This window comes from Actinokineospora sp. UV203, from assembly GCF_056323665.1.
Genome location: NZ_CM150484.1, coordinates 4,430,564 through 4,453,664, shown reverse-complemented (window position 1 = coordinate 4,453,664; position 23,101 = coordinate 4,430,564). Strand labels below are relative to the sequence as shown.

Genomic DNA, 23,101 nt, shown 5'->3' with positions numbered 1-23,101 from the left:
GCCGCATGAGCGAGCTTGCGAGCAAATCAATGCCACAGTGCCTTCGCGAGTGGAGCCACCCAACCTGTGAGGTGGCCGCATGAGCGAGCTTGCGAGCAAATCAATGCCACAGTGCCTTCGCGAGTGGAGCCACCGAACCTGTGAGGTGGCCGCATGAGCGAGACCGGACCCGGCGTCAGCAACATCAGCGTCACCGGCGGAGCGGGCGGCTCCGACGCCTTCTACGAGGACCTCGCCGCCATGGGCGACCTCACCGACGACGTCGCGGGCTCGACCCTGACGATCGCCATGACCAGCCACAAGCACCTGGTCGACCCGGATGTGCTGGCCTCCGGCATCCTCAACCCGGGTGGCCTGGCCAAGTTCGAGGCCACGATGCTCGGCGCCCTCGACGGCCCGAGCGGCCTCACCGCCACCTCGGCCGCGATCGGCGTGCGCGGGCTGACGCTGCAGGCCACCAACCAGGCCTACCAGTTCGTCGACGACATGAACGCCAAGGCCCTGGAAGCGAGCCGCTGGCTGCTGGGCGCGGCGGTCGCGGTGAACCCGGCCCTCGGCGCCGCGGGCCTTGCCGCCATCGCCACGGACGTCTACCTGAACTACGACGGCGACTGGCAGAAATGGCTGGTCGAGCACCCGGGAATGGTCGACACCATCCTCGGCATGTCCCCCGGCGCGCTGAGCGCGCTCGGTCTGCCGACGGACCTGGCGACGCTGACGGAGCTCATCGCCGCGGCGTACCCAGACGGCGACGCGCATGTCGTCCCGCCGAAGGAGCAGCCTCAGATCGACACCTCCGAAATCGGAACCACGCCACCGACCGGGCTCGGCGACCTGGTCAACGGCCTCAATCACCGCAACGAAGACAACGACAGCAATGTCTCGGTGACGGCGGTTCGCGATGCGAACGGCAATATCACCGGCTACGTCGTCGACATTCCCGGCACCAAGGAATGGAACGCTCCTTGGGACCAGTCGAAGAAGAGCGCAAACGACCTCGGCACGAACGTCGACGCCATGGCGGGCAATGAAACGGTACTCCAAGAGGGCATCAAGGAAGCGCTGACTCGGGCGGGCGTGCAGCCCGGAGACCCGGTCATGCTCGTGGGACACAGTCAGGGCGGCATGGTGGCGGCTCGTGCGGCCAACGACTTCGTGAACAGCGGCGATTACAACGTCACCCATGTGGTCACTGCCGGTTCGCCCGTGGGGAACATGCAGGTGCCCGACAGCGTGCAGATGCTTTCGTTGGAGAACAACGGAGACGTGGTTCCGCACCTCGACGCCAAGGAAAACCCGGACGCGGACAACCGAACGACGGTGAAGTTCGACAACCAGTCGAACACCGCGGGCGGGAACCACAAAATCGACGGCAACTACACAGACGCCGCTCGACAACTCGACCACAGCCAAGACCCGTCCGTGACCCGGTTCCGGGACGGACTTGGCAACTTCACGGGAGGCAACTCGGTGACGACCTACGAATACAAGGTCACCCGCAAGTGATCCGCCGGTTGAGCGTCGGGGTCGCGACTGCATTACTGGCACTGGGATGCACCAAATCCGAACCCATCGCGGTTCCGACAGATTTCTCCGACCCCGTGCGCGAATTGTTGGCGGCGGTCGACTCCGGCGCCGCACCGACATTCAAAGCCGAGACCTGCGCGAACATGCTTGTCGACGGTCCGACCGACGGTGCGCGGCGGATCCACTCCGAGGCCACGCTAAGCGGTGACCCCGGTGCGGCGGTGGAGAAACTGCGGACGACGGGCATCACCAAGGGGTGGCAGCCGCAAGAAGTCGACGGCGCTGAACTTGCGCTGCAGCACCATTTGCGGGATGGCGTACCGATCACGCTGACGACGAAAGCCGAAGGCTCCTCGCTGCGGGTGCGGGTGTCCGTCGAGTATCGCTGCTCGTCGTCCGGCGGGTTCGACTTCGGGCGAACCGGTGTGCCGCAACTGCTGCCAGGGCAGACCCAAACGCTAGGGAAGCATCAGGAGGCGGCGCAGCACGTCGCCGAGGACGTGACGTCAGCATTCGATCGGGCCGGAACTTTGAAGGTGACGGACGGAGCCGCGGTGGACTGCGCCACCGACGCCTCGTCCGGCGTGAAGAAGGCCTTCGGGGTGGCCGGCCGGTCGATGGCGCCGTCTCAAACCACTTCCGCACAGGCGACGGAGAAGATTGTCGAGGCGCTCGGTGGTGGCTGGGACATCCAGTCCACTGCCCAAGCGAAGCGGACTGTGCTGACCGCGACCGGCCCAAATGGACTGATTGCGATCATCAACGTCGCGAATGACCCGGTGACCGTCGGGTTCCAGGGATTCAGCACACCCTGTGTGACAGTTCGCTGAGAACGGCCGGGTCGCGAATCGCGACCCGGCCGCTGTGGCTCAGCCGAATAGGGCGGGAAGTGTGCCCTCCCAGGCGGTGCGCAGTTCCTCCAGCGGGAACGTCGCCACGTCCTGGATTTCCAGTGCTTCCGACTCCGGGTCGACGACGCCGGTGCGGCGGCAAGGAAGCCCGCGGGCGGCGCACATCTCGGTGAAGCGGAGTTCCTCCGAGCGGGGGACCGCCACGAGGACGCGGCCCGCCGACTCGCTGAAGAGCTGGACGAACGGGTCCTGGTCCGGGTCGAGGAAGACCCGGGCGCCGACCTCGCCGATGAGGCAGGTCTCGACCAGAGTCTGGACGAGGCCGCCGTCGGACAGGTCGTGCGCGGCGGAGACCATGCCGTCGCGCGAACCCGCGACGAGGATCTCGCCGATGAGCTTCTCGCGGGCCAGGTCGACCTTCGGCGGCACGCCGCCAAGGTGGCCGTGGACCACATGCGCCCACTCGGAGCCGCCGAACTCGTCGCGGGTGTCGCCCAGCAGGAGCAGGGTTTCGCCCGCTTCCGCGCCGATCCCGGTGGGGATGCGGCGGCGGACGTCGTCGATGACGCCGAGGACGCCGACGACCGGGGTCGGCAGGATCGCCGTGCTGCCGGTCTGGTTGTAGAAGCTGACGTTGCCGCCGGTGACCGGGATGCCCAGTTCCTTGCAGCCCTCGGCCAGGCCGCGCACGGCCTGCTCGAACTGCCACATCACACCCGGGTCCTCAGGGGAGCCGAAGTTGAGGCAGTTCGTCACCGCGAGCGGGGTGGCGCCGGAGACGGCCACGTTGCGGTACGCCTCGGCCAGCGCGAGCTGGGTGCCGGTGTACGGGTCGAGCTTGACGAACCGCGCGTTGCAGTCGGTCGCCAGGGCGACGCCGCGGCCGGTCTCCTCGTCGATGCGGATCATGCCGGAGTCGGCGGGCTGCGCCAGAACCGTGCCACCGCGGACATAGCGGTCGTACTGCTCGGTGACCCACCGGCGCGAGGCCAGGTTCGGCGAGGCGATCATCCGCAGCACCTCGGCCCGCAGTTCGTCCGAAGTGGCCGGACGGGCGAGCTTCTCGGCGCCGTCGGCGATCAGGGCGTCCTGATCGGCCGGGCGGGCGATCGGGCGCTCGTACATCGGGCCCTCGTGCGCGACGGTGCGCGGCGGCACGTCGACCACGGTCTCGCCCTGCCAGGTGATGATCAGCCGGTCGCCTTCGGTGACCTCGCCGATCTCGGTGGCGATGACGTCCCACTTCGCGCAGACGCGCATGAAAGCATCCACATCGGACGGCTTGACCACCGCGCACATCCGCTCCTGCGACTCGCTGGAGAGGATCTCGGCCGGGGTCATTCCCGTGGCACGCAAGGGAACCCGGTCGAGTTCGACGTGCATGCCGCCGTCACCGGCGCTGGCCAGCTCGCTCGTCGCGCAGGACAGGCCCGCGCCGCCGAGGTCCTGGATGCCGACGACGATGCCTTCGCGGAACAGCTCGAGGCAGCACTCGATGAGCACCTTCTCGGTGAACGGGTCGCCGACCTGGACCGCCGGCAGCTTCTTGCGACCGGTACCGCCCTCGTCGCCCGAGAACGTCTCGCTCGCCAGAACGGAGACGCCGCCGATGCCGTCGAGGCCGGTGCGGGCGCCGAAGAGGATGACCTTGTTGCCGGTGCCCGAGGCGTGCGCGAGGTGCAGGTCTTCCGACCGCATCGCACCGACGCACAGCGCGTTGACCAGCGGGTTGCCCTGGTAGGAGGAGTCGAAGACGACTTCGCCGCCGATGTTGGGCAGGCCCAGGCAGTTGCCGTAGCCGCCGATGCCCGCGACGACACCGGGCAGCACGCGCTTGGTGTCGGGGTGGTCAGCGGCACCGAAACGCAGCGGGTCCATCACCGCGAGCGGGCGGGCGCCCATGGCCATGATGTCGCGGACGATGCCGCCGACACCGGTCGCGGCGCCCTGGTAGGGCTCCACATAGGACGGGTGGTTGTGCGACTCCAGCTTGAACGTGACCGCCCAGCCATCGCCGATGTCCACGACGCCGGCGTTCTCGCCGATGCCCGCCAGCATCTTCGCCTTCATCTCCGGCGTCGTGTTGGCCGACCAGTGCTTCCAGTGCACCTTGGACGACTTGTACGAGCAGTGCTCGCTCCACATCACCGAGTACATCGCCAGCTCGGCGTCGGTGGGGCGGCGGCCGAGGATCTCGCGGATGCGGGCGTACTCGTCGTCCTTGAGGCCCAGTTCGCGGAAGGGCTGCGCCTGCTCCGGCGTCGCCGCGGCGTGTTCGACCGAGTCGATCATGCGGTCACCACCGAGTCGAGGAGGGACAGGAACAGGCCAAGACCGTCGTCGCTGGGGCCGGTGAGCGCGTCAATGGCGTGCTCGGGGTGCGGCATCAGGCCGACGATGCGACCGGTCGGGTCGCTGATGCCCGCGATGTCGTCGAGCGAGCCGTTGGGGTTGGTGCCGACGTAGCGGAACACGACGCGGCCCTCACCCTCCAGTTCATCCACAGTGGCCTGGCTCGCGGTGAAGCGGCCGTCCATGTTCTTGACCGGGATGATGATCTCGGCGTCCTTCTCGAACCGGGACGTCCACGCGGTGGTGTTGTTCTCCACCTTGAGCCACTGGTCGCGGCACACGAAGTGCAGACCGGCGTTGCGCAGCAGCGCGCCCGGCAGCAGCCCGGCCTCGCAGAGCACCTGGAAGCCGTTGCAGATGCCGAGGACCGGCATCCCCTTGTGGGCGGCGTCGATGATGACGTCCATGACCGGCGCGAACCGCGCGATGGCGCCTGCCCGCAGGTAGTCGCCGTAGGAGAACCCGCCGGGCAGGATCACCGCGTCGACACCGCGCAGGTCGGCGTCGCCGTGCCACAGGGCGACGGCTTCAGCGCCCGCGGCCTCGATGGCCCGGATGGTGTCGCTGTCGTCCAGCGTTCCCGGGAAGGTGACGGCCCCGATTTTCACGAGTCCACCCGCCGGACGACGAAGTCCTCGACAACGGGGTTGGACAGGAAGCCTTCAGCGATCTTGGCGAGCGTTTCGTCGTCGACGGAGTCGTCGACTTCCAGCTCGAAATGCTTCCCCTGACGGACATCGGACACACCATCGAACCCCAGACGCGGCAGCGCGCGCGCCACCGCTTGCCCCTGGGGGTCGAGGATCTCCGGCTTGGGCATGACATCGACGACGACTCGGGCCACGGCGGGCTACTCCTGAGTTCGAGCGGGCCGGTACTGGCGCAGCCTACCTGAGCTGCGAGTTCACCCGGCGTTCGCGGGTTCCAGGGTGACCTGGGCCACTGAGCACGACCGGGTGAACCCGGTGGACTGGGGTTACAGGGTGGACTAACCTGATAGCAGCTCTGGCGGTAAGCCAGGGAAGTGAGCCCGGTTCCCGTCCGGACGGTCGGCAGCCGGGCTTCGCGCTGTCTAGGGCGCGCCACCCAGATCAATCACCTTCTGCAAGATCGGGTCCAGACGACGGTGCCAGTCGCCGCCCGCGCCATAACACCAGGCCACCGCATCGGCGATCCAGAGCAATTCGTCCTGGGTGCTGTTGCGGTGTTCGTACGCGAGAGCCGTCCCCGTCGCATGTTTCCTGAGGGCGGACAGGATCGTCACACGGTCAATCTCGTCGCGAACCGCCCGGCTGTCGAGCACCAGTCGGTGGGCATCAACGTCGACAACATCGTCGACAAGTTGGCTGACGCAGCTACGCCGAGCCCGTTCCTCACCTTGCCCGCAGGTCGCGAGATACACCCGAACCGTGAGCCGTTCCGCGGCCAGACGGGAAATGATCGCCTTACGTCGCGCGGGAGTCTCCTTCTTGAAGTGCAGTTCGTACTGGCCTGGCAGCAACATTCCGCGCAGCAGCTTGCGCAGCCTATGCAGGTCCCGCGCATCGACGAAGGCGGCGGCAACGAGGTAGTGGCGGTTTCGGCGGGATTCGTCAGCGAAGACGTGCAAGGTCACCCAAGATAGATCGACTCCCGGCGCTTTCGGCTGGATCGCTAGAACGGGTGTTCGCCCTGGGCGAGAACGGTGGCAGCGGCAGAAGAGTGCGGCAATGGTGGTGCCATGCGACTCCTTGTTCTCGGTGGTACCCGATTCCTCAGCTACGCCGTCGCCGCGGAGGGCGTGCGACGGGGGTTTGACGTGGTGTGCGCGGCGAGAGGTGAGTCGGGCCGGGTGCCGGACGGTGCCCAGCTGGTCAAGGTGGACCGGGACGCCGACGACGGCCTCGACGCGCTGACCGGCGACTTCGACGCCGTGGTGGACGTCGCCCGGCTGTCGTACTCCTGGGTGCGGCGCGCGCTCGACACGCTCGGCGGGCGGGCGGGGCACTGGACGTTCGTCTCGTCCATCAGCGCCTACGCCGACCACAGCACCGTCAGCGACGAACTGCTTCCGCCGCGCGAGGAAGACGACGTCCAAGAGCTCTACGGCAACATCAAGGTCGCAAGCGAGAACGCCGTCCTCGCCGCCATTCCCGACGCCTTCATCCTGCGCTCCGGCCTGATCACCGGGCCGGGCGACGGCAGCGACCGCTTCGGCTACTGGCCCGCCCGGATGGCGCGCGGCGGTCGGGTCGCGGTGCCCGATGTGGACCAGCCGATGAGCTATGTGGACACCCGGGACCTGGCCGCGTGGATCGTCGACGCCGCGGTGAAGGGGCTCAAGGGGACGTTCGACGGCAACGGCCCCGCCGTCCCGCTCGGCGAGTTGCTGCGCGGGATCGCGGACGCGGTCGGCACCGATGTCGAGTTGGTTCCGGTGCCGGAGTCAGTCCTCGTCGAGCAGAAGATCGCACCGTGGTCCGGCCCGCGCTCGCTGCCGCTGTGGCTGCCCGAGGACTACCGGATGATGGGCGCCCGCGACGCCGGACCGGCGCTGGCCGCGGGCCTCACGCCGAAGCCGCTCGCCGACGCCGTCGCGGGCGCCCTGGAGCACGAGCGTTCCCTGGGGCTGGACCGCGAGCGCAAGGCGGGACTCTCGCCGCGAGAAGAGACCGATTTGCTGGCTGCGCTTTAGCCCGCGAAGAGGCAAGCTCGACCGCATGGAGTCGTTCGATTACATCGTGGTCGGTGCGGGCAGTGCGGGTTGCGTCCTCGCGGGGAGGCTGACCGAGGATCCGAGCGTGCGGGTCCTGCTGCTGGAGGCGGGCGGGGCGGACGACGCCGACGAGATCAAGATCCCGGCGGCGTTCTCCACCCTGTTCAAGACCAGGTGGGACTGGAACTACGAGACCGTCGAGCAGAAGCACATGGGCGGCCGCACGGCGTACTGGCCGCGGATGAAGGCGCTCGGCGGCTGCTCGTCGATGAACGCGATGATCTACATCCGCGGCAACCGCGCCGACTACGACACCTGGCGTGACCAGCACGGCGCGGTCGGCTGGGGCTACGACGACGTGCTCCCGTACTTCGTGAAGGCCGAGCGGAACTCCCGCCTCGACGGACCGCTGCACGGGCGCAGTGGTCCGCTGCACGTAGAGGACCGGCGGTACACCCACGAGCTGAGCGCCGCGTGGGTGGAGGCGTCGGGCCTCAAGCCGAACGACGACTTCAACGGCGCCGAACAGGAAGGCGCCGGGCTCTACCAGGTCACCTGCAGGCGCGGCCGCCGCTGGTCGACCGCCGACGCGTACCTGCGGCCCGCGATGACCCGCCCGAACCTGGCCGTGCGCACGCGCGCGTTCACCACCCGGGTCCTCCTGGACGGGACGCGGGCGACCGGGGTCGAATACGAGCACTTGGGCGTCACCCACACGGTCAGCGCCTCGCGGGAAGTCCTGCTCTCGGGCGGCGCGATCAACTCGCCGCAGCTGCTGATGCTCTCGGGCATCGGGCCCGCCGCGCACCTGCGGGAACTCGGCATCGACGTGGCGGTAGCGCTGGCGGGTGTCGGCGGCAACCTGCACGACCACCCCGCGGCCCCCGTCATCTGGACCACGAAGGGGACCACCGACCTGGCGGACTTCTCCACGCCCGCCCGGCTGATCCAGTGGCAGACGACCGGCCGCGGACCCCTGTCGTCGAACATCGGCGAAGCGGGCGGCTTCACCCGCACCCGCGACGACCTGGACGCGCCGGACATGCAGTTCCACGTGGCGCCGACGATGTTCTACGACAACGGCCTGCGGGAATCGTCTGCCCCGGGCTTCACCTCAGCGGCCACCCTGGTCGCGCCGCACAGCCGGGGCACGCTGCGTCTGCGGTCGGCCGACCCGCACTGGCGCCCGCTGATCGACCCGGCGTACTACGCCGAGGCCGCGGACATGGACGCGATCGTCGAGGGCTGCCGCACACTGATCGACATCGCCGACCAGTCCGGGCTGAGCCGGTACTTGGACAAACCCTTCATCCCGACAACCGACGACCTGGCCGAGAGCGCCCGCGAGTGGACGCAGACCCTCTACCACCCGGTCGGCACCTGCTCGATGGGCGAGGGCGACCTGTCCGTCGTCGACCCCCGACTCCGCGTCCGCGGGGTGGACAACCTGCGCGTGGTGGACGCGTCGGTGATGCCGGTGATCCCGCGCGGCAACACCAACGCGCCGACGATCATGATCGCGGAGAAGGCCGCCGACCTGATCAAAGCCGGGTGAAACCGTCCAGCACCTGACGTTTGCGGATGATCATGGCTTCGTTGCCGCCGTGCCCGGAATCGTCGAACACGACAAGTTCGGCGTCCGGCCAGGCCCGCGCCAACTCCCAAGCGGTCTCGATCGGCGAGCCGAGGTCGAGCCGCCCGTGGAGGAGGATCCCGGGGATGCCCGACAGCTTTCCGGCTTCGCGCAGGAGGACGCCCTCATCGAGGAACGCGCCATGGCTGAAGTAGTGCGCACAGATCCGGGCCCGGCTGAGCATCGCTTCGAGCGGCCGGTCGCTGTACGCGGGCGAGACGCTGTTCCACTCCAGCGAGATCGTGGCGTCCTCCCAGGCGTGCCACTCGCGGGCAGCCTTCTCACGGACATCCGGATCGGGGTCGGCCGGCAGTCGGGAGTAGGCCGACAGCAGATCGCCGTCGCCCTCGGGGACGGCGGCCTGGAATCGGCGCCACTCGCCGGGGAAGAACCATGCGAGGCCGCGGTAGAGCCAGTCGATCTCCGATCGGCGAGTGGTGGTGACGGCGGAAATCACGATCTCCGACACCCGCTCCGGATGGCGCTCGGCGTAGGCGAGCAGCAGCGTCGATCCCCACGAAGCCCCGGACAGCAGCCACCGCTCGACCCCAAGGTGCTCGCGCAGGCGCTCCATGTCGGCGACCAGGTGCGCCGTGGTGTTGTAAGTGAGGTCGGTCCCCGGGTCACCGGCAGCTGGGAGACTCCGTCCGCATCCGCGCTGGTCGAACAAGATCACCCGGTAGCGGCTCGGGTCGAAGTACCTGCGGTGCCCGGGAGTGCAGCCGGACCCCGGCCCGCCGTGGACGACGAGCGCGGGCTTCCCGTCCGGTGAACCGCAGGCCTCCCAGTAGACGAGGTTGCCGTCACCGACGTCCAGCATGCCGTGGTCGTACGGCTCGATGGGCGGGTACAGGATGTCTGCCACCCGACCAACGTACTGATCCGACACGACGACAGCGGAATTTCCGCCACGCCCCCACCAGCACAACCCCCACCCGCCCTGGGGGGCTGCCCTACGCCAGTCTACCGACCGCGGGCGACGGATGATCTTGATGGCGGGTCATCTGTGGATGACCGCACGGGCTGGGGATAACTTCAGCGGCGCTTGCCGTGCAGCAGGGTGATCAGCTTCGCCACCTGGGCGTCGACCTTCGGGCCGCGGGCGAAGCTGGTCAGGGTCAGTGGGGCGCGGAAGCGCTGGCGGGTGATGGCCTTGGGCTTGCCGAACTCGCGCAGGCCTTCCGGGCCGTGGATGCGGCCGAAGCCCGAGTCGCCGCTGCCGCCGAACGGCAGGGACGGGACGCCGGCGAAGCTGATCACCGAGTTGACCGCCACCATGCCCGACCGCAGCCGCCGGGCCAGTTCCATTCCGCGCTTCTTCGAGAACACCGAGCCGCCGAGGCCGTATGTCGTGTCGTTGGCCTTGGCGATGGCTTCGTCCATGTCGCGGACCTTGGCGATGGTCATGGTCGGGCCGAAGGTCTCCTCGCGGACCGCCGACGAATCCTCCGGGACGTCGACCAGCACCGTCGGCTGCACGTAGCGGTCGCCGACCTCACCGCCGACCAGGGCGCGGCCGCCGCGGGAGACGGCGTCGGCGATGTGGCGGCGGATGATGTCGAGCTGGCTGGGCATGGTGATGGGGCCGATGTTCGCGTCGGCGTCGAAGCCGGGGCGGACGGTCTTGGCCTTCTCCACGACCTTCGCGACGAACTCGTCGTAGACCTGTTCGTGGACGTACACGCGCTCGATGCCGGTGCAGGTCTGGCCCGCGTTGGAGAAGCCGCCCCAGACGGCGCCGTCGGCTGCCAGGTCGAGGTCTGCGTCGGCGTCGACGATGAGGGCGTCCTTGCCGCCTGCCTCGATCAGCACCGGGGTCAGGGTGTCGGCGCAGGCGGCCATGATCTTCTTGCCGGTGCCCGGGGAACCGGTGAAGGCGATCTTCGCGACACCCGCCCGGCACAGCGCCGCGCCGGTCTCGCCGTATCCGGTGACCACCTGCAACACCGGGTGCTCTGGCACGATTTCGGCGAAGCTGTCGGCAAGCCAGCGGCCCACGCCGGGGGTGTACTCGCTCGGCTTGAAGACCACCGCGTTGCCCGCCGCCATCGCGTAGGCGATAGAGCCCATGGGCGTGAACACCGGGTAGTTCCACGGCCCGATCACGCCGACCACGCCCAGCGGCTGGTACTCGACGGTCGACGCCTGGTTGGCCATCAGCAGCCCGGACGACCGCCGCTGCGGACCGAGGACCTTGCGCGCGTGCTTCGCCGCCCACGCGGTGTGGTCGATCGCGAGGATGATCTCCAGCATCGCGTCCGCGTGCGGCTTGCCCGTCTCCGCGTGCACGACACCCGCGAGCTGCGCGGCCCGCCGGGTCAGCACGCCCTTCCACCGCTGCAGCCGCTCCGCGCGACCGGAAAAGCCCAGGTCAGCCCACCACACAGCCGCCGTCCGCGCTCGCTCGACCGCCGCCTGGACTTCCTCCGCGGTGTGGATCGGGTGGCTGCCGACAACCTCGTCTGTCGCCGGATTGAGCGAGTCGAACTTCGTCTGCACGGTGGTCATGACCCAAAACTACCCGCCGGTAACGCTTACAAGCGAGAGAAAAGCGGCCAAAACACCTAGGGTTGCCGCGTGAAGATCACCCACTTCGGCCACTCCTGCGTTCTGGTGGAAACCGGGTCCGCCCGCCTCCTGCTCGACCCGGGCACCTGGTCCGACGGGTTCGAGGACGTGCGCGACCTCGACGCCGTCCTCGTCACCCACGTGCACGGCGACCACATCGACGCCGACCGCATCGGGCCGCTGATGGCGGCCAACCCGCACGCCGAGCTGATCGTCGACCCGGACACCGCAGTCGAGGTCGCGAAGCTCGGCCTGCCCACCAAGACCGTCCGCCTGGGCGACACCTTCAAGGTGGCGGGCGCGACCGTCGACGCGGTCGGTGGCGCGCACGCGGTGATTCACCCGGAGATCCCAGCGCCCGCCAACCTGGGCTACGTCGTGGACGACGGCGCGTTCTTCCACCCCGGCGACTCATTGTTCGTGCCCGAGCAGAAGATCGACATCCTCGCCCTGCCCACCGGAGCGCCCTGGATGAGGCTCGCGGAGACAGTGGAGTACTTCCGGGCCGTCGCTCCCCGGGTCGCGGTGCCGGTCCACGAGCGCTGGTTAGCCCAGGGCGGCATCGATTCGACCTTCCACCGGTTCGCGACGATGAACCCCCCGCGATCCCGGGTGCACTTCCCCGTCGCGGCCGAGTCGGTCGACCTCTGATACGCCGCTTGGCGCAATTGCGCGAATTGCTTCGTCACGAGCCGTCCCGAATCGGCCCGGACTCCCTCTTCACTGGGTAACGGGCCCCTGCACCCCGTGCCGACCGGCGCGGGTATGCCCCTGAGTTGTCCGGAGGACATCGTGTTCCTGCGTTCACGCACCCGGCTCGGCCGCGCGGCTACCGTCGCGCTGGTCGGTGCCGGCCTCATCGCCACGGCGGGCACCGCGTTCGCCGCCCCGGGCGCCCCTGCCGCCCCTGGTTCCATCTACAGCCCGGGCTCGATCTCCAGCTCGAGTTCCATCTCCGCGGGCACCCGCTCGTACCTGGTCATCACCGCGCCGAACGACACCGCGGGCGCCAAGACCGCCGTCGCCGGCAACGGTGGTTCGGTGTTCGCCTCGTACGACGCCATCGGCGTCATCGTCGCGCACTCGTCGGTCGCCGACTTCGCGTCGAAGATGCGCACGGTCACCGGTGTCCAGCAGGTCGGCGCGTCGCGCACCAGCGACGTGCCCGCCGAGGCCGCGAACCCGGCCATCCCGGCCGCCCCGTCGCAGTCCACCCCGACCGCCAGTGAGACCGCCCGGGTCGACATGACCCAGATCGGCGCCGACAAGGCGTGGGCCGTCAACACCGGCTCGTCCGCGGTCACCGTCGGCGTGCTCGACACCGGTGTCGACGACCTGCACTACGACCTCAAGGCCAACTTCGACGCCACCAAGTCGGCGTCCTGCGCCTACGGCAAGCTCGACACCCGCGCAGGCTCGTGGCGTGACACCGGCTCGCACGGCACGCACGTCGCGGGCACGATCGCCGCGGCCAAGAACGGCAAGGGCATGGTCGGCGTGGCGCCGAGCGTCAAGATCGCGTCGGTCCGCATCGCGGAGAACCCGAGCGGCCTGTTCTTCCCCGAGAACACCATCTGCGCGTTCATCTTCGCCGGTGACAAGGGCTTCGACGTCACCAACAACAGCTACTACACCGACCCGTGGCTGTTCAACTGCCCGGACAACGCCGACCAGGCCGCGATCCTCGAAGGCGTCAAGCGCGCCCAGCAGTACGCCGAGGGCAAGGGCGTCCTCAACGTCTCGGCCGCGGGCAACGAGAACTACAACCTGGCGAGCAAGTCCTCGGACAGCACCAGCCCGAACGACTCGACCCCGGTCAACCGCACGATCAGCAACAACTGCCTGAGCGTCCCGGGTGAGCTGCCCGGCATGGTGTCGGTCTCGTCGATCAACTCGTCGAACGTGAAGTCGTCGTTCTCCAACTTCGGCACCGGCAAGATCGCCGTCGCGGCCCCCGGCGACAACGTGTACTCCACGGTCCCCGGCGGTGGCTACGGCTCGAAGTCCGGCACGTCGATGGCGTCCCCGCACGTCGCCGGTGTCGCCGCGCTGCTGGTCAGCGTGCACCCGACCGCCACCCTGGCGGACCTGCGCTCGAAGCTCGCCACCCAGGCCGACGACCTGACCTGTAGCGACAGCCGCTGCTCGGGCACGACCGCGCTGAACAACTTCTACGGCGAGGGCCGCGTCGACGCCCTGGCCGCGGTCTCCGGCACCACCCCGCCGCCCACCGGCACGGTCTTCGAGAACACCGCTGACGTCAACATTCCCGACCTGGGTGCCGCTGTGTACAGCGACATCGTGGTCTCGGGTGTCGCGGGCAACGCCCCGTCGACCCTGAAGGTGGACGTCAACATCGTGCACACCTGGCGCGGTGACCTGGTCATCGACCTGATCGCCCCCGACGGCACCGCCTACCGGCTCAAGGCGTCGTCGTCGAACGACTCCGCGGCCAACGTGATCGCCACCTACACGGTGAACGCGTCGACCGAGGTCGCCAACGGCACGTGGAAGCTCAAGGTGCAGGACGTGGCCCGATACGACATCGGCCACATCAACTCCTGGAAGCTCACTTTCTAACTAGATCCCCGCGGGAACTGTGACCGCCCCCGTCGAGGCCTTGCGGCTCTCGGCGGGGGCTTTCAGCACCTCGGGGTAGGTGATGCCCGTGGCGCCGTGGTGGCGGGCGATGTCGATGGCGTCGAGAACCGCCTGCCGAGGACCGGGACGGACCAGGTCGGCGGCGTCTACGGCGAGGCGGACCAAGCCGCCGCGGCGGGCGGTGCGGGCGGCGGCGAGGACGTAGGTGAAGCACCAGAGAGTTTCGCCGCGTTCGGTCTGGGCGAATCCCTGGACGCGGGCGCGGTGGACGCCGTCGGTGGTGAGATCGTGCACGCCGTTCAGGTCCGCGCAGAGGCTGAAGCCCTTGCGGCGCAAGGCGGTCAGGGTGCCGCGAGACGCGTGCCAGCGGGGTGGGGCGAAGCTGTCGGTGGACAGGCCGAGACGCTCCATCGCCGCGGCGGCGGCCGTCAGGCGCAGTCCTGCCTCATGCGCCGGAAGGGCACCGAACTCGGCCCGGCGGGCCAGCGACACCGTGCGCCGCGCGCGGGGTTCGGGGGAATGGTCGAAGCCGTGCATCAGCACGGCGTCGCCCGCGGCCCGGCGGGTGCGGACCCAGTCGGCGACCGCGCCGTCGCGGCGAGGGGCGAACAGCAGGGACAGGGGGACCTGTCGCTTCTGCATCTCCTCGGCGAGGTCGGCGCAGCGGTGCAGGGTTCGGGTGTCGATCCCGGCCAGCGAAACCACGAGTCTTGCCGTCACCTATCAAGCTCAGCGCATCCCGGTGACGACCAGGTGTCACCTGTGGATAATCACCCGATCCAGTCGCTGAACTTCCGCCCCGTGACCTGCTCGTAGGCCTGGACGTAGCGCGACCGGGTCGCTGCGACGACGTCGGCGGGCATCGGGGGCGGCGGCTGGTCGCCCTCGCGGTCCCAGCCGGTCTCCGGCGAGGTCATCCAGTCGCGGACGAACTGCTTGTCGAACGACGGCTGCGCGTGGCCCGGCTCGTAGGTGTCGGCGGGCCAGTAGCGCGAGGAGTCGGGGGTCAAGACCTCGTCGCCGAGGACGATGACGCCGTCGAGGAGCCCGAACTCGAGCTTGGTGTCGGCCAGGATGACGCCGCGGCTCTGGGCGTAGTCAGCGGCCTTGGCATAGATGGCGAGCGTGAGGTCGCGGACCTTGCCCGCGAGGTCGGCGCCGATGTCGGCGGCCACGTCGTCGAAGCTGATGTTCTCGTCGTGCTCGCCGAGTTCGGCTTTGGTGGCCGGGGTGAAGATCGGCTCCGGCAGGCGGGAGCCCTCGACCAGGCCGCCGGGAAGTGTGACACCGCAGACGGCGCCGGTGCGGTTGTAGTCCCGGGTGCCCGAGCCCGCGAGGTACCCGCGCGCCACGGCTTCGACCGGCAGCATCTCCAGGCGCCGCACGATCAGCGCGCGGCCGCGGACCTCGGCCGGGATGCGGTCGTCGTCGTAGGAGACGAGGTGGTTGGGCACGAGGTCGCCGAGCAGCTCGAACCAGAAGACGCTCATCGCGGTGAGGATGCGGCCCTTGTCCGGGATCGGCGCGTCCAGCACGAAGTCGTAGGCCGACATCCGGTCGGACGCGACAAGGAGGAGATGGGCGTCGTCGACGGCGTAAAGTTCGCGGACTTTGCCTGCGGCGATCTTGGGGTACTCAGCGAGCGTCGGCACGCTGCGGAAGCTTACGTGGCAGGTCCGGCGGCACCTGGCCCCCCTCGCCCGATCAGGGGAGCGGCGTATCTGGCCCGCCCGGAGCGGCCTCTACTCCATGCGGGCGAAATCCCGTCCGCCACAGCAAGGGGGACACCATGCTGGAAGTGGAACTGGACATATTCTCCGGAATGCCGAACCCGACCTGGGTGCTGTCCGACGCCCAGGAACGCGAACTCGTCGAGCGCGTGAGCGCCTATCCGGATCAGCTCTCGCCGGAGGCGACCGAGGACGAGCAGTTCAGCCTCGGCTACCGCGGCCTGCTCGTCCGCATGGTCAAGTCGAGCGACGACGCCTGGAGCCGGGCCCGGCTGCCGCTCAGCTTCCGCGTCGGCAGCAGGCAGGCGGACGAGCCCATCGCGGACTGGCTGCTCGGCACCGCCGACTCGGTCCGCGACAGCGGGGTAACCGACGAGTTGCGCGAGGTCGCTTCGCGCGGGGTCAACCTCATCCAGACCGCAGCGGAGGTCGCGCGGCCCACCGACGACGTCGGCGCACCCACCGATGGCGAGGGCGCCGACCGGCCCTACGAAGGCGGCGAGGGCGGCCTCGGCATCCAAGGCAGCACTTGGTGGGCCTGCGGGTCCAACCTGTTCAGCGCCAACGCCCAGTACTTCAACGACCCCGCGCACGTGCTGCGCAACAACTGCTACTGCTTCGCCGCGAACCACCTCGCAGGCGAGCGCTACGCCCGGCCCGGCAGGCGCGGCGGTCGGCCGTGCACGGTGATGTCCTGCGGCAACGTGAGCGACGGCCTGCGTGCCGACGGCTGGGTCGACGGCTGCCAGCCGAACAACCTGACCATCGTCCTGGTCATCTGGCCCGGCAACGACTACCACTTCTACCGGCTCGTCACCGGCGGCCCGAACTGGTGGTGGGGCCACAAACCCGGCGCCACCCCGGCGAAGTACACCGACGACTGCGGGCACGCGATCTACCAGCAGAACGGGACCGGCTACGCGCCCAACAACATCTGCCGCGGTCCCTACAGTGACTTCTGCGGGTACTTCTATCAGAACAACGACACGGCTTACGTGGCATGAGGCTGCTCGTCGCCGCGGCGCTGCTGGTGTCGCTGCTCGCCTGCGGCCAGAGGGGAGAACCGGCGGTGGCCGATCGGGTCGAGGTCGAGTTGGACGTGTATTCGGGGCGGCCCAACCCGACCTGGGTGCTGTCCGACGAGGACTCCGCGGAGCTGCGGCGGCGGATCGACGCGCTGCCCGCGACGACCGGTTCGGCGCCGTCGGGCAACCTCGGCTACCGGGGATTCCTGTGCAGGTTGACCGAGGGCGCGGAGCCCGCCCGGGTCCGGCAGGTCGTGCGGCTGCCCGACGGGTCGGCCCGGGACGCGGCCGGGCGGGCGCTGGAACGGTGGCTGCTCGACACCGGGCGCACGCGGCTCTCCGCCGACGTCATCGCGGTGGTCGAACAAGAGCTGGGGTGACGACGTCGTCATAGTCGGAGACACTTCGTGAATGGGGTACGACTGGATTTCGTTCACCACCGACTACGGCCTCGCCGATGGCTTCCCCGCGGCCTGCGAGGGTGTCATCGCCAGGATCGCCCCGGCGGCCCGGATCATCCATGTGACGCACCTGGTGCCACCACAGGACATCCGGCGCGGGGCGGCCGTGCTCGCGCAGACCGTTCCGCACTTGCCGCCCGCGGTGCACCTGGCGGTGGTCGACCCTGGTGTCGGCACCACGCGCAGACCCATCTGTGTCACCACCGAGACGGCGATGTTCGTCGGACCGGACAACGGCCTGCTGATACCCGCCGCCACCGCCCTGGGCATCTCCGCTGCGTATGAGCTGACCGAATACCGGCTGAACCCGGTCTCGGCGACCTTCCACGGGCGCGACATCTTCGCCCCCGCCGCCGCCCACCTCGCCGCGGGCCTGTCGCCGGAGCGGCTGGGGCCGGAGATCGACCTCGGGACCCTGGCCCGGCTCCCGGAACCCGAGACCATCGCCACGCCGGGCAGGCTCGCCACCGAGGTGCTCAGCTCCGACGCCTTCGGCAACCTCCAACTCGCCGCGACCGCGGTCGACCTGGCCGCGTCTGGGGCCACGGCACGCACCCGGGTGCACGCCCAGGTCGGCGACCGGTCCGTCGAAGCCGTTGTCGGACAGACGTTCGCCGACGCCGAACCCAACGGCGCGGTGCTGCTCGTCGACTCCGCCGGGCACCTCGCGCTCGCGATCAACGGTGGCTCGGCGGCGGACGAATTGGGCGCGGGCGCGGGAAGTCCGGCGATCGTGCTGGTCGGCCGCTAAGCGCAGGCGAGGCGCTACGGACCGGCACCTAAGGGGACCGCGACGACACCCGGCCACGGTCACCCACCTATCCGCACCATCACCCGCCAGGTGACCCCGCCATAAAATTCCGGGGAGGCGGACTAGCCTTAGAGAATCGCCCCCGGCACGTACCCGGACGCCTCGGGGAAGCCGCCCAGCACCTCTTCGACCCGCTTCACGACCGCCGCCACCTGCGCGCCCGCCACCCCGGTGAAGGGCAGCCGGTCGGCCAGCAGCGCGTCGAGGCGGGCGCGGTCGAGCGGGATGCGGTCGTCGGCGGCGAGGCGGTCGAGCAGGTCGTTGCGCTCGATGCCCTCCTCGCGCATCGCCAGTGCCACGGCCACCGCGTGCTCCTTGATCGCCTCGTGCGCGGTCTCCCGGCCGACACCAGCCTGCACGGACGCCATGAGCACCTTCGTGGTGGCCAGGAACGGCAGGTAGCGGTCGAGTTCGCGGGCGACGACCGCCGGGTAGGCGCCGAACTCGGCAAGCACGGTCAGGAACGTCTCCAGCAGGCCGTCGAGTGCGAAGAACGCATCCGGCAGCGCGACCCGGCGGACCACCGAGCACGACACGTCGCCCTCATTCCACTGGTCGCCCGCGAGCTCGCCGACCATCGAGGCGTACCCGCGCAGGATCACGGCGAGACCGTTGACCCGCTCGCAGGAGCGCGTGTTCATCTTGTGCGGCATGGCCGACGAGCCCACCTGGCCCGGCTTGAAGCCCTCGGTGACCAGCTCGTGCCCGGCCATCAGCCGGATCGTCTTCGCCACGCTCGACGGCGCCGCCGCGAGCTGGACCAGCGCGGACACCACGTCGTAGTCCAGCGAGCGCGGATAGACCTGGCCGACGCTGGTGAACCGGTTCTCGAACCCGAGGTGCTCGGCGACGACCCGCTCCAGCTCGTCGAGCTTGTCCTGGTCGCCGCCCAGCAGGTCGAGCATGTCCTGCGCGGTGCCGACCGGGCCCTTGATGCCGCGCAGCGGGTAGCGGGCGATCAGCTCATCGACCCGCTGGAAGGCGACCAGCAGCTCGTCGGCGCCGGTCGCGAACCGCTTGCCCAGGGTGGTGGCCTGCGCGGCGACGTTGTGGGAGCGGCCGGTCAGGACCAAGTCGCCGTGCTCGGCGGCCAGCCGGGCCAGGCGGGACAGCACAGCGGCGACCCGGCTGCGGATCAGCTCCAGCGACCGGCGGACCTGCAGCTGCTCGACGTTCTCCGTGAGGTCGCGCGAGGTCATGCCCTTGTGCACGTGCTCGTGCCCGGCCAGCGCGTTGAACTCCTCGATGCGCGCCTTCACGTCGTGGCGGGTGACCCGCTCACGGTCGGCGATGCTGCCCAGGTCGACGTCGGGCAGGACCCGGCGGTAGTCCTCGATGGCCTGCTCGGGGACGTCGATGCCCAGCTTGGCCTGCGCGGAGAGCACGGCGAGCCACAGCTCGCGCTCCATCCGAATCTTCTCCTCGGGCGACCACAGGGTGGCCAACTCGGTGGAGGCATAGCGGCTTGCGAGGACGTTGGGGATGCGGGGCTTCTGCGCGGCGGTCACGTTTGCCCAGCTTACCGGGGTACCGGAGGCACCCCCAGTGCCCCCGGTACCCCACGGCTCAGAACCGCAGAGCCGAGTCGTTGGCCAGCGCGGTCAGATAGCCGTTGATGACTTCGGCCGATGGCGCCCCGGTGTCGCCGGCGTGCCACTCCACGGTGACTACCGAGTGGTCTGGACGAACGACATCCACCGACCGGCTGAGCCGAAAGCGCCCGTCGACTCCCATCCCTCTGGAACGGCACACGGGCTGGGCGTTCACGCAGCCGGACAGGTCCTCCACACCGGTGGCGATCACCGTGAAGTGGATCCCATTCAGCGCACCGTTCAGGGTGAAGGTCGTGAACTGCGCTACGCCGACAAAACCAAGAAGATCGGGTGGCAAACCAGTCCTGGTCACGATGTTGGTGGCACCGGGGACGGCGGCGGTGATCCGCGCGGGCATGGCGGCCGCCAACGCCGCCGAGCGCTCGGCGAGTTGTGCGGACGGATAAGTGGGCGTGGTCGGTGGCGCCACGGTGATCGACGACGCAGGCCCAGGAAACCCCGCTGTCTGGACGCCGCCCATTGCCTTCGCGGCGATCGGCCCGACGATGATCCCGCCGACGAGCACGATAGTGGCAGCGCCTGTGGCCACGAGCGCGCGCTTACGGGAGGTCTCTTCGCGCGCGCGGGTGATCACGTCGTCGATATCGAGTGTGAGTGGCGGCTCGGTCTCCACCGCCCCGAGCAGGTCGTCGCGTAGCTCAGTCTCACGCATGTTCCAGCTCCCCCTCGGACAACCGGCCGACCGCCGAACGCAGCGAGCCCAGCCCGCGCGCCGCCTGACTCTTGACCGTGCCCTCCGTGCACCGCATGACCCGAGCGGTCTCGGCGACGCTCAGCTCGTCGAAGTACCGCAGGACCAGCACCGCGCGCTGGCGTGGTGCCAGCGTCACAGGGCCTTGTGGACGAGATCGCGGTCCCATGAGCGGCCGACGCCCTCGGCGATGTCGATGGTCGGGTCGGCGGTGTCGGGCACCTCGGAGCCGACCGGCTCACGGCGGCGCCACGGTTTGCGCTTCTCGTCGAGCCAGGTGCGGAGCAGGACGGTTCGGGCGTAGTTGTGCACGGTGTCGCGCTTGCCCAGCCGCGACCACGACCGGTAGATCTTGACCAGCGTCGTCTGGACCAGGTCCTCGGCGGTGTGCCAGTCGCCGCAGAACAGGTAGGCCGATCTCCGCAGGGTTCGGGCGTGTTCGTGGGCGAACACCCGAAAGTCCTCGTCGTCTCGCACAGTGCCCCCTTCCGCCTACTACTCACGCCGAGCGGGCTGACAAGGTTGCGTCGATCAGGCGAGTGCTTCGCGAAGCATTCTGCGGGCGGCGGAGCGGGGGTCCGGGTTGACCTCGATGAGGGCGTTGACGACAGCACCGTCGACCAGGGCGATCAGCTGCTCCAGCCGGGCCTCGTCGATGCCCGCCGCGGACTTGGCGAAGGTGTCCATCAGCAGCGACCGCAGCTCGCCGCCGAGTTCGAGGGTCAGCGGGCGCAGGTAGGGCCTGCGGGCGGTGGCGATCAGCCGCTCGTAGCGCAGCAGGATCGCCTGGGCGTCGTTGTCCCGGGCTTTGGGGCCGAGCAGCTGGTCGAGCACCAGCTCCACCAGCGCTTCCAGGCCTTTCGGACTAGTCGCCAGCTCGTCGAGGAACTCCCGGCCACGGGCCAGCTCCTGGCGGCCGTGGAATTCGAGGGCTTCGACGATGAGGTCGTCGAGGGACTCGAAGTAGTACGTCGTGGACGCCAGCGGCAGGCCCGCGCGCTCGGCTACCGAGCGGTGCCGGACCGCGTCGAACCCGCCTTCGATCAGCAGGGCCGCGGCGGCCTCCACGAGCGCGTGTTTGCGGCGCTCACCCTTGGGGGTGCTGGCGGTGGTCATGGTGGAGCAATGGTGCCAGGTCAGTACCTGGGCGCCAGCTCCTGGGCGAGTTCGCGCACGTCATCGCCGTCGAGCGGGACGTCGGGGGACTCCGGGAACGGTTCGACCGCCACGATCAGCTTGCCACCGGAGGCGGCGACAGCCTCGGCGCCGAGGGCGCCCGGCCGGTCGATCCAGGGCGGGTCCAGCGGCGCGCTGACGCCCGCGGGCACCAGCATGATCGACACCAGGCCGCGGCGGGATCCGTCCTGCACGCCGAAGCTCGCGGAGCGGCCACCGACGGGACAGCCAAGGGGGGACGGCGTGTACTCGCCGCGGGAAGTGGCGGCCGGGAGCTCGCCCGCGAGGGCAGCAGCGAGCTCCCGGTCCGCCGTTCCGCACCCGCTAGGGGTGCCACCGGCCTCAGAGCCGGCATTCCCATCCGACGAACGCCCCCTGCTTGGCGTCGCCGGCGGGAAGTCTTGGGCCTCCGCGGCCTTCTGTGACGGTCCGTCAGTCGTAACCTCGTACGGCGTCGACAGATCGTTACCGCCGGCGGGAGATTCAGCCGAACCGACCGCCGCCGAATCGCTGGTGGTCTTACTCGGCCACCACGTGTCGCCGGCGACGATTACGCCCGCCAACAGCGCAAAGCCTAGCGCTGTTCCTGTAAGAAGGGTGTTCCTCTTTCGGGTCAATCTCGATGACTCAGCGCTGATGTCCGACTGGTCGAAGGAGGGCGGCGGAACGTCACGGACCGCGTCGTTGAACAGCTCCGCCAACTTGCGCTCGTCCACTACCTCCACCCCCTCATCCTCGTCGTCACAATCCTGATCGCAGGTCGTCGAGCGCGTCGCCAAGCGATTCCCGCAGGGCGGCCAGCCCCCGTGAGGTCTGGCTCTTGACCGTTCCCTCGGTGCACTTGAGCGTCTCGGCCGTGGCCGCCACGTCCAAGCCTTCCAGGAACCGCAGCACCAGCACCGCCCGCTGCCGCGGCGGCACCCTCGACAGTCCGTCGAGGAGCGCCGACCTGGTCGCGACCGTGTTGCCGATGTCGCCTTCGGAACTCGCCGATTCCGGCAAGACCTCCGTCTGGCGCTCTCGCCGCCACGGCCTGCGCGTCTCGTCGATCATCGCGCGAACCACCGACCGGCGGACGTAGGCGTCCAGGGCCTTGCGGTCCCGGACCTTGCGCCACCTGCGGTGCAGTGCGACGAACGCCGTCTGCGCGAGATCGTCCGCCTTGTGCCAGTCGCCGCACAGCAAGTACGCGGTTCGTCGCACGGCGTCGCGCCGCGCGGCGAAGTATTCCGCGAACTCCTGCTCGTCGCGCTGATCCACGCGAACGCTCTCCACTCATCTGTACGGACTAGGGACGGATCTGACCAGCCACACGGTTGCATGGGGACGAGACGAGATCTACGCCACCGTTGTGAGGTGACTGAGCT

General features: G+C 69.3%; 24 protein-coding genes. 9 read left to right on the top strand and 15 right to left on the bottom strand.

Annotation, left to right across the window (positions count from 1 at the left end):
- The first annotated feature begins 153 nt into the window (after positions 1 to 153).
- Positions 154 to 1,506, top strand: a complete 1,353-nt coding sequence (locus ACUZ2Y_RS21255; RefSeq protein WP_476321518.1) for a lipase family protein — start codon at positions 154 to 156, stop codon at positions 1,504 to 1,506.
- Positions 1,503 to 2,357 carry a hypothetical protein gene (locus tag ACUZ2Y_RS21250; RefSeq protein ID WP_476321516.1) on the top strand — a complete coding sequence of 285 codons (855 nt, stop codon included), beginning with the start codon at positions 1,503 to 1,505 and terminating at the stop codon, positions 2,355 to 2,357. The genes ACUZ2Y_RS21255 and ACUZ2Y_RS21250 overlap by 4 nt, the downstream gene beginning before the upstream one ends.
- Before the next feature lie 39 nt (positions 2,358 to 2,396).
- Here the strand turns inward: ACUZ2Y_RS21250 and purL are convergent, their stop codons facing one another.
- From purL to ACUZ2Y_RS21230, 4 genes are all read right to left on the bottom strand, one after another.
- Positions 2,397 to 4,670 carry a phosphoribosylformylglycinamidine synthase subunit PurL gene (gene purL / locus ACUZ2Y_RS21245; RefSeq protein ID WP_476321514.1) on the bottom strand — a complete coding sequence of 758 codons (2,274 nt, stop codon included), beginning with the start codon at positions 4,668 to 4,670 and terminating at the stop codon, positions 2,397 to 2,399.
- Positions 4,667 to 5,338: a phosphoribosylformylglycinamidine synthase subunit PurQ gene (purQ, locus tag ACUZ2Y_RS21240; protein ID WP_476321512.1), complete on the bottom strand. Its 672-nt coding sequence runs from the start codon at positions 5,336 to 5,338 to the stop codon at positions 4,667 to 4,669. Before purQ ends, purL begins: the two co-directional genes overlap by 4 nt.
- Positions 5,335 to 5,574 (bottom strand): phosphoribosylformylglycinamidine synthase subunit PurS, encoded by a 240-nt coding sequence (purS, locus tag ACUZ2Y_RS21235; RefSeq protein WP_054052885.1) that lies wholly within the window; start codon positions 5,572 to 5,574, stop codon positions 5,335 to 5,337. Before purS ends, purQ begins: the two co-directional genes overlap by 4 nt.
- Positions 5,575 to 5,802: 228 nt before the next feature.
- Positions 5,803 to 6,345 carry a hypothetical protein gene (locus ACUZ2Y_RS21230; protein ID WP_476321510.1) on the bottom strand — a complete coding sequence of 181 codons (543 nt, stop codon included), beginning with the start codon at positions 6,343 to 6,345 and terminating at the stop codon, positions 5,803 to 5,805.
- A 105-nt stretch (positions 6,346 to 6,450) separates the two neighbouring features.
- On the opposite strand from ACUZ2Y_RS21230, the gene ACUZ2Y_RS21225 reads away from it, so the two are divergent.
- Both ACUZ2Y_RS21225 and ACUZ2Y_RS21220 read left to right on the top strand, forming a co-directional pair.
- Entirely contained in the window at positions 6,451 to 7,404 is a 954-nt protein-coding gene (locus tag ACUZ2Y_RS21225) for a Rossmann-fold NAD(P)-binding domain-containing protein (protein ID WP_476321508.1), read from the top strand.
- Between the two features lie 25 nt (positions 7,405 to 7,429).
- Positions 7,430 to 8,980 carry a GMC family oxidoreductase gene (locus ACUZ2Y_RS21220; protein ID WP_476321506.1) on the top strand — a complete coding sequence of 517 codons (1,551 nt, stop codon included), beginning with the start codon at positions 7,430 to 7,432 and terminating at the stop codon, positions 8,978 to 8,980.
- On the opposite strand, the gene pip is transcribed toward ACUZ2Y_RS21220, so the two are convergent.
- Together pip and ACUZ2Y_RS21210 are read right to left on the bottom strand one after the other, a co-directional pair.
- Positions 8,967 to 9,923 carry a prolyl aminopeptidase gene (gene pip, locus ACUZ2Y_RS21215; protein WP_476321504.1) on the bottom strand — a complete coding sequence of 319 codons (957 nt, stop codon included), beginning with the start codon at positions 9,921 to 9,923 and terminating at the stop codon, positions 8,967 to 8,969. The genes ACUZ2Y_RS21220 and pip overlap by 14 nt on opposite strands.
- A gap of 170 nt (positions 9,924 to 10,093) precedes the next feature.
- On the bottom strand, positions 10,094 to 11,566 hold the full coding sequence (locus tag ACUZ2Y_RS21210; protein ID WP_476321502.1) for an aldehyde dehydrogenase family protein: 1,473 nt from the start codon (positions 11,564 to 11,566) through the stop codon (positions 10,094 to 10,096).
- 69 nt (positions 11,567 to 11,635) lie between these two features.
- Here ACUZ2Y_RS21210 and ACUZ2Y_RS21205 point away from each other — a divergent pair, with 69 nt between their 5' ends.
- Both ACUZ2Y_RS21205 and ACUZ2Y_RS21200 read left to right on the top strand, forming a co-directional pair.
- Positions 11,636 to 12,277: an MBL fold metallo-hydrolase gene (locus ACUZ2Y_RS21205; RefSeq protein ID WP_476321500.1), complete on the top strand. Its 642-nt coding sequence runs from the start codon at positions 11,636 to 11,638 to the stop codon at positions 12,275 to 12,277.
- Between the two features lie 141 nt (positions 12,278 to 12,418).
- Positions 12,419 to 14,206: a S8 family peptidase gene (locus tag ACUZ2Y_RS21200; RefSeq protein ID WP_476321498.1), complete on the top strand. Its 1,788-nt coding sequence runs from the start codon at positions 12,419 to 12,421 to the stop codon at positions 14,204 to 14,206.
- Here the strand turns inward: ACUZ2Y_RS21200 and ACUZ2Y_RS21195 are convergent, their stop codons facing one another.
- A complete protein-coding gene (locus ACUZ2Y_RS21195; protein WP_476321496.1) occupies positions 14,207 to 14,947 on the bottom strand; it encodes a DUF2334 domain-containing protein in 741 nt (246 codons plus the stop codon). It abuts the gene before it with no gap.
- Positions 14,948 to 14,997: 50 nt separating this feature from the next.
- A complete protein-coding gene (locus ACUZ2Y_RS21190; RefSeq protein WP_476321494.1) occupies positions 14,998 to 15,879 on the bottom strand; it encodes a phosphoribosylaminoimidazolesuccinocarboxamide synthase in 882 nt (293 codons plus the stop codon).
- A gap of 137 nt (positions 15,880 to 16,016) precedes the next feature.
- On the opposite strand from ACUZ2Y_RS21190, the gene ACUZ2Y_RS21185 reads away from it, so the two are divergent.
- From ACUZ2Y_RS21185 to ACUZ2Y_RS21175, 3 genes are read left to right on the top strand one after another with little or no spacing between them, the layout of a single operon-like run.
- On the top strand, positions 16,017 to 16,961 hold the full coding sequence (locus tag ACUZ2Y_RS21185; RefSeq protein WP_476321492.1) for a hypothetical protein: 945 nt from the start codon (positions 16,017 to 16,019) through the stop codon (positions 16,959 to 16,961).
- The gene (locus ACUZ2Y_RS21180) at positions 16,958 to 17,362 is read left to right on the top strand and encodes a hypothetical protein (protein WP_476321490.1); all 405 of its coding nucleotides are present in this window, start codon (positions 16,958 to 16,960) and stop codon (positions 17,360 to 17,362) included. The genes ACUZ2Y_RS21185 and ACUZ2Y_RS21180 overlap by 4 nt, the downstream gene beginning before the upstream one ends.
- A 31-nt stretch (positions 17,363 to 17,393) precedes the next feature.
- Positions 17,394 to 18,194, top strand: coding sequence for an SAM hydrolase/SAM-dependent halogenase family protein (locus ACUZ2Y_RS21175; protein WP_476321488.1), 801 nt, complete (start codon positions 17,394 to 17,396; stop codon positions 18,192 to 18,194).
- 128 nt (positions 18,195 to 18,322) lie between these two features.
- On the opposite strand, the gene purB is transcribed toward ACUZ2Y_RS21175, so the two are convergent.
- From purB to ACUZ2Y_RS21140, 7 genes are all read right to left on the bottom strand, one after another.
- Complete coding sequence (purB, locus tag ACUZ2Y_RS21170) at positions 18,323 to 19,762, bottom strand: adenylosuccinate lyase (RefSeq protein WP_476321486.1); 1,440 nt, start codon at positions 19,760 to 19,762, stop codon at positions 18,323 to 18,325.
- Positions 19,763 to 19,820: 58 nt separating this feature from the next.
- On the bottom strand, positions 19,821 to 20,480 hold the full coding sequence (locus ACUZ2Y_RS21165) for a hypothetical protein (protein WP_476321484.1): 660 nt from the start codon (positions 20,478 to 20,480) through the stop codon (positions 19,821 to 19,823).
- A 31-nt stretch (positions 20,481 to 20,511) separates the two neighbouring features.
- Positions 20,512 to 20,697: an RNA polymerase sigma factor gene (locus tag ACUZ2Y_RS21160; protein WP_476321482.1), complete on the bottom strand. Its 186-nt coding sequence runs from the start codon at positions 20,695 to 20,697 to the stop codon at positions 20,512 to 20,514.
- Positions 20,694 to 21,035, bottom strand: coding sequence for an RNA polymerase sigma factor (locus tag ACUZ2Y_RS21155; protein WP_476321480.1), 342 nt, complete (start codon positions 21,033 to 21,035; stop codon positions 20,694 to 20,696). Before ACUZ2Y_RS21155 ends, ACUZ2Y_RS21160 begins: the two co-directional genes overlap by 4 nt.
- Before the next feature lie 54 nt (positions 21,036 to 21,089).
- Positions 21,090 to 21,674 carry a TetR/AcrR family transcriptional regulator gene (locus ACUZ2Y_RS21150; protein WP_476321478.1) on the bottom strand — a complete coding sequence of 195 codons (585 nt, stop codon included), beginning with the start codon at positions 21,672 to 21,674 and terminating at the stop codon, positions 21,090 to 21,092.
- A gap of 20 nt (positions 21,675 to 21,694) precedes the next feature.
- Entirely contained in the window at positions 21,695 to 21,928 is a 234-nt protein-coding gene (locus ACUZ2Y_RS21145) for a hypothetical protein (RefSeq protein ID WP_476321476.1), read from the bottom strand.
- Between the two features lie 547 nt (positions 21,929 to 22,475).
- Positions 22,476 to 22,994, bottom strand: coding sequence for a SigE family RNA polymerase sigma factor (locus tag ACUZ2Y_RS21140; RefSeq protein ID WP_476321474.1), 519 nt, complete (start codon positions 22,992 to 22,994; stop codon positions 22,476 to 22,478).
- Positions 22,995 to 23,101: the final 107 nt, after the last annotated feature.

Excerpts from the sequence above, each read along its gene's own strand:
- ACUZ2Y_RS21185 (WP_476321492.1), top strand. The coding sequence starts at position 16,017 with ATGCTGGAAGTGGAACTGGACATATTCTCCGGAATGCCGAACCCGACC.
- ACUZ2Y_RS21150 (WP_476321478.1), bottom strand. The coding sequence starts at position 21,674 with ATGACCACCGCCAGCACCCCCAAGGGTGAGCGCCGCAAACACGCGCTC.
- ACUZ2Y_RS21210 (WP_476321502.1), bottom strand. The coding sequence starts at position 11,566 with ATGACCACCGTGCAGACGAAGTTCGACTCGCTCAATCCGGCGACAGAC.
- ACUZ2Y_RS21225 (WP_476321508.1), top strand. The coding sequence starts at position 6,451 with ATGCGACTCCTTGTTCTCGGTGGTACCCGATTCCTCAGCTACGCCGTC.
- ACUZ2Y_RS21220 (WP_476321506.1), top strand. The coding sequence starts at position 7,430 with ATGGAGTCGTTCGATTACATCGTGGTCGGTGCGGGCAGTGCGGGTTGC.
- ACUZ2Y_RS21255 (WP_476321518.1), top strand. The coding sequence starts at position 154 with ATGAGCGAGACCGGACCCGGCGTCAGCAACATCAGCGTCACCGGCGGA.
- purL (WP_476321514.1), bottom strand. The coding sequence starts at position 4,670 with ATGATCGACTCGGTCGAACACGCCGCGGCGACGCCGGAGCAGGCGCAG.
- ACUZ2Y_RS21175 (WP_476321488.1), top strand. The coding sequence starts at position 17,394 with ATGGGGTACGACTGGATTTCGTTCACCACCGACTACGGCCTCGCCGAT.
- ACUZ2Y_RS21180 (WP_476321490.1), top strand. The coding sequence starts at position 16,958 with ATGAGGCTGCTCGTCGCCGCGGCGCTGCTGGTGTCGCTGCTCGCCTGC.